This window comes from Marinobacter persicus, assembly GCF_002934325.1.
Lineage (GTDB): Bacteria > Pseudomonadota > Gammaproteobacteria > Pseudomonadales > Oleiphilaceae > Marinobacter > Marinobacter persicus_A.
The window spans coordinates 1-4,162 of record NZ_PTIV01000062.1; the positions used below are offsets into that span (position 1 = coordinate 1).

Sequence of the window (4,162 nt, forward strand, 5' to 3'; positions counted from 1 at the left end):
TGGCAGCTTTGCCGTGGAATCAGTGGCAGCTTTCGCGTGGAATGGGTGGCAGGCTTCGTCTGGAATCAGTGGCAACCTTGGTCTGGAATACGCACGGATTCTGAACAGTATTTTCATTTCTGCTCGACAGCTAGCCACATACTACTGGCAGCGCCAAGGGCGTGTCCCTATGAAGGACGACGAATTTCAAAAGCACTTGGCGGAAATGCAAAGACACGAAGGCGTATTTTGGGACTCGCTGGAGGAAGAAGACGAAATCCGAGAAAAGCTCAAAGCCGTTCAGGATCAGTTGGATTCAATAACTAGACCCTGTTTCGATGAACCGATGAAGACCTACTCCATCTTTACGAAACAGTGGTTTAAAAAGAGCTAACCAGGCCATGCACCGGATGCCAAAACCTCCGCTTCGCTCTGGTTTTGCCACCGGTGATGGCGAGCGTTAGGCATTTCAGTAGGAGGATATGTGCCTGTTTCTCAAACAGTAAGGCGTTCAGTGTGGGTTCGAGACGCAGGATGCTGCGCTATGTGTCGTGAGCGAGTTTATTTGGACCCATCTGACGAGACGCCTGCCCAGTTTCGAGGGGAAGTTGCACATATTGTTGGCGAGCGCCCAGATGGTCCGCGGGGCGAGTCGACCCTCACACAACAGCAGAGAAACCATGAGAATAATCTCGTCCTGCTCTGTTTCAACCACCACAATGAAATAGATGGAAATGTGCAGCAGTATCCTGTTGACCGCCTTCATTCCATTAAGGAGGCGCACAGATCTTGGGTAATGAATCGCCTAACGCTTGAAGCTCCTTGGCAAACTACTCTACACAACTTTTACTATTTAAATGTCCCTCGACTTCAAGTTCTCTCAGCGATTTCTGGCGCCTCTCTGGATCTTTCTCGGTACGGACCGATAGTTGCACTGCATGATCTGGGCTGGGAGCTTGGTGGTCTTATGGCAGGTTTCCAACAACTACTTGAACAGGTCGAGCTCAAGGCAATCCCAATGCGCGAAGCGCTGCTATTGGGCTCCGATGCTCGCGGATTGATCGTTTCATTTGATGATAAATTCCGCACTAAAAATATTGCGATGCCTCAAAGTACAGAAGAGTACCGCGCCGCTGTGCGAGGAGATCTGCAAACTGATCCGCACGTTTACTTAAAAGCAAATGGAAGAAAAATAACTATGGTGGTCGATCCAAGGTGGATTACCACAACTACGGCTTTTGTTCAGTTTCGGCCTTCAGGAGGACAAAACCAATTTGCTGGATTGGGGCTCGTGAATGCTGTATGTGACGACTCGATGAGCATTACACCTTTAGTTATTGGGTTGCCGTCAAACCCATTTATGGAAGCGTTTTACAGTAATGCCTAACAAATGCATCAAATTCGTTACGGCCCCTTGGGCCTCCACCGGACGCCCCTGACGGGTCGCCGTTTATGCAAAGCGTTAAAAATAATCTTGGAGTTAGGAAGATGAGGCGTAGAAAGTCTACATTCAATGACTTCTTTGACTTGCTCTTTGAGGTGAGCGGTGACTTCTGGCAATTCGGAGCCGCCGTAACAGTAGCCCTCGGCGTCTTCAGTTTGTTGGCGTTGAAATGGGCGGTAGGCAAAAGTGCGGCGGCAAGCGCAGCAACAGGTACGTCTTTGGCTGTGTTTCAGAACTTGAGTTGGGCGTTCTACTTAGTGCCCATAATGCTGGCCATTTTTACCGTAATTTTTGGGTGGAAGGCTTTCACCGCCTACGCAAAGCAGAATAATTTTTAACAAGGCCAGGCACAGCGATGCCTACTACATTGCGGCTTCGCCTCCATTTCGTAGCCGCGCATGCTGGATGGCGTTATGCAGTAGAAGGTAGCTTATGGATTTAAATAGTATTGCATCAGCGGCTACAGCAGTTGGTGTTCTTATCGCAGCTTGGCAAATTTGGCAGTCCAGGAAGCTGGCTAGCGCGTCTTTTGAGGATTCTTACGATCAGCAGTACCGAGAATTAATGTATAGAGTTCCTGTCGATGCCCTCCTTGGCAAGAAGCTAAACGGACACAGTCATAACGAAGCACGTGAAGCAATATACAACTACCTTGATCTTTGCAACGAGCAGGTTTATCAGAGGTCGAAAAGGCGGGTTAGCAAGGCGCGTTGGGTTGAGTGGAGAAGTGGCATAAAGGACAACCTTGAGAAACCGTTGATTTCAGGCATATGGTGCGAGGTGAAAAGCAACGTACCAGGATCCTTTTCATTCTTGGAGCGGCTCGAACAGAACGAATTCGAATCGGACCCCGTTCGTTGGTAAAACTGCATAACCGGTGACTGTGGTGTCAATTCCATAAATTAAGCCATTTCACCCCGCCATGGTTCTTGGTTTTTGACCATGGTATTGAGCACCACAATCATCTTTCTCATGCAGGCGATGAGGGCGACTTTCGGGATCTTTCCCTGGGCCTTCAGGCGTTCATAAAAGCGTTTGAACACCGGGTTGCACTGGATGGATGAGAGCATGGCCATGAACATGACGGTGCGGACTCTGTGGCGCCCACCTCGTATCCTTCGTTTGCCGTTGAGTTTGCCACTGTCTCGGTTGATGGGCGCTACGCCAACAAGCGCCGCTATCTCCTTGCGGTTCAGTGAACCGAGTTCTGGGAGTTCACTAAGGAAGGTGTAGGCGAGCACTTTTCCGACGCCTGGCACGCTGGTCATGATCTCCATTTTGCTGCGCCACTGATCCACCTTGGCCACCTCCTGCTCAATCTGCCGGGTGACGGTTTCAATCTGATTTTGGAGCATTCGAAGCAGGCTTTTGATGGAGCGGTGAAGGAATTTCGGCAGGATCTGGAGACGGTTTTTCTCCATGGTGGACATTTCCAGAAGTTGAGAGCGCCTGACCAGTAAGTCCTTAATCTTCTGGGAGGTTTTGTCTGGAATAGGCTTGAACTCAGGTTTCAGTGTGGCGGCGTATTGCGCGATGACCTGGGCATCAATCCGGTCGGTTTTGGCGAGTACGCCAATGGCCTGAGCATACCGTCGCACGCTGATGGGATTGACGACGATGATCGGTAAGCCGGCTTTGTCGCAAGCCTGAACCAGGGCATGTTCATGTCGGCCCGATGCTTCAACAACGATGCGTTCGATCTCGTAGTTTTTGAGGATTCGGACGAAGCGACGAATGTGGGCTTCGGTATTTGGGATGGTGTAGAACTGCCCGGAGGGGTGAAGGGCGATGTCCAGATTGGCTTTGCCGACATCGACACCGACATTTACTGGGGTTTGGATTTCCGTGTTGTTCATAATAAGCTGACTCTGCCTTGCTATACGGGCTCGAGGCCCCGATGACTGTTCGAGTTATCGCTTGAGAGTCATGCAGCGCTACTCACTGGTTACCGGTCTCTCGGAAGAGGAACCTTGCAGGCATCGAGCTGCTGCATGAAGGCCCCCAGCGGCCACTGGGGGTGGGCCTCAATTTACCCAAACACGGAAGAAATTATCCATACAAGTGCAGGCACGGCGACGTCTTTTCCATTGCGGCTTCGCCTCCATTCCAAAGCCGCGCATGCTGCGGGCGTTAATTGGTAAAAATATGGAAGTTGTCGTCCAAGAAGAAGTGACGGGTTGTGGCATCGCGGCCTCCGCTGCACTGGCGGGTCTCAGCTATGCTGAGGCCAAAAAGAGAGCCAGCGCTCTTGGCATTCACGCATCAGACACATCACTCTGGTCCGACACGGAGTACGTCCGAACCCTTCTGCGAGAATTCGGTATTTACGTTTCTTCCAAAGAAACACCATTCGAATCGTGGGAGCAGTTGCCAAATAAGGCCCTTCTCGCCATTAAATGGCGAATAGAGCAGGGCAAGCCATTTTGGCACTGGGCTTTGTTCGTTCGAGAAAATGGCGAGGCAAAGGTGCTCGACTCCAAAAAGACACTGAAATCAAACGTTCGCCGGGATTTCGGGCGCATCAAGCCCAAGTGGTACATTGAGGTATCCAATTAACAAGGCGCAGCAGTTCGCGGCCTGTGGCCGCCGGACGCCCTTTACGTGGCTCCTTCGTCGCCACTCCAAGGTCGCCGCTGTGCTTCGGCGTTGAGGCTGTAGAAAAACTCCGAATCAGAGGGTCAGTTTGGTAGGATCAGGCAAACAGACAAGGAGCTGTCAGATGCCTCGCTTTAAGCACTA

5 protein-coding genes are annotated in these 4,162 nt (G+C 51.1%); 4 read left to right on the top strand and 1 reads right to left on the bottom strand.

The window, feature by feature from the left end:
• The 3 genes from BY454_RS16380 to BY454_RS16395 all read left to right on the top strand — a co-directional run.
• Positions 1-373 (top strand): hypothetical protein (locus BY454_RS16380; RefSeq protein ID WP_258075685.1); only part of this gene is annotated, 373 nt, incomplete at its 5' end.
• Between the two features lie 150 nt (positions 374-523).
• The gene (locus BY454_RS16390) at positions 524-1,366 is read left to right on the top strand and encodes a hypothetical protein (RefSeq protein WP_146082736.1); all 843 of its coding nucleotides are present in this window, start codon (positions 524-526) and stop codon (positions 1,364-1,366) included.
• A gap of 65 nt (positions 1,367-1,431) precedes the next feature.
• Positions 1,432-1,761, top strand: a complete 330-nt coding sequence (locus BY454_RS16395; RefSeq protein ID WP_146082737.1) for a hypothetical protein — start codon at positions 1,432-1,434, stop codon at positions 1,759-1,761.
• A 564-nt stretch (positions 1,762-2,325) separates the two neighbouring features.
• Here BY454_RS16395 and BY454_RS16405 read toward each other — a convergent pair.
• Positions 2,326-3,279, bottom strand: coding sequence for an IS110 family transposase (locus BY454_RS16405; RefSeq protein WP_219820664.1), 954 nt, complete (start codon positions 3,277-3,279; stop codon positions 2,326-2,328).
• Between the two features lie 205 nt (positions 3,280-3,484).
• On the opposite strand from BY454_RS16405, the gene BY454_RS16410 reads away from it, so the two are divergent.
• The gene (locus BY454_RS16410) at positions 3,485-3,979 is read left to right on the top strand and encodes a hypothetical protein (protein ID WP_258075686.1); all 495 of its coding nucleotides are present in this window, start codon (positions 3,485-3,487) and stop codon (positions 3,977-3,979) included.
• The last annotated feature ends 183 nt before the right edge of the window (positions 3,980-4,162 follow it).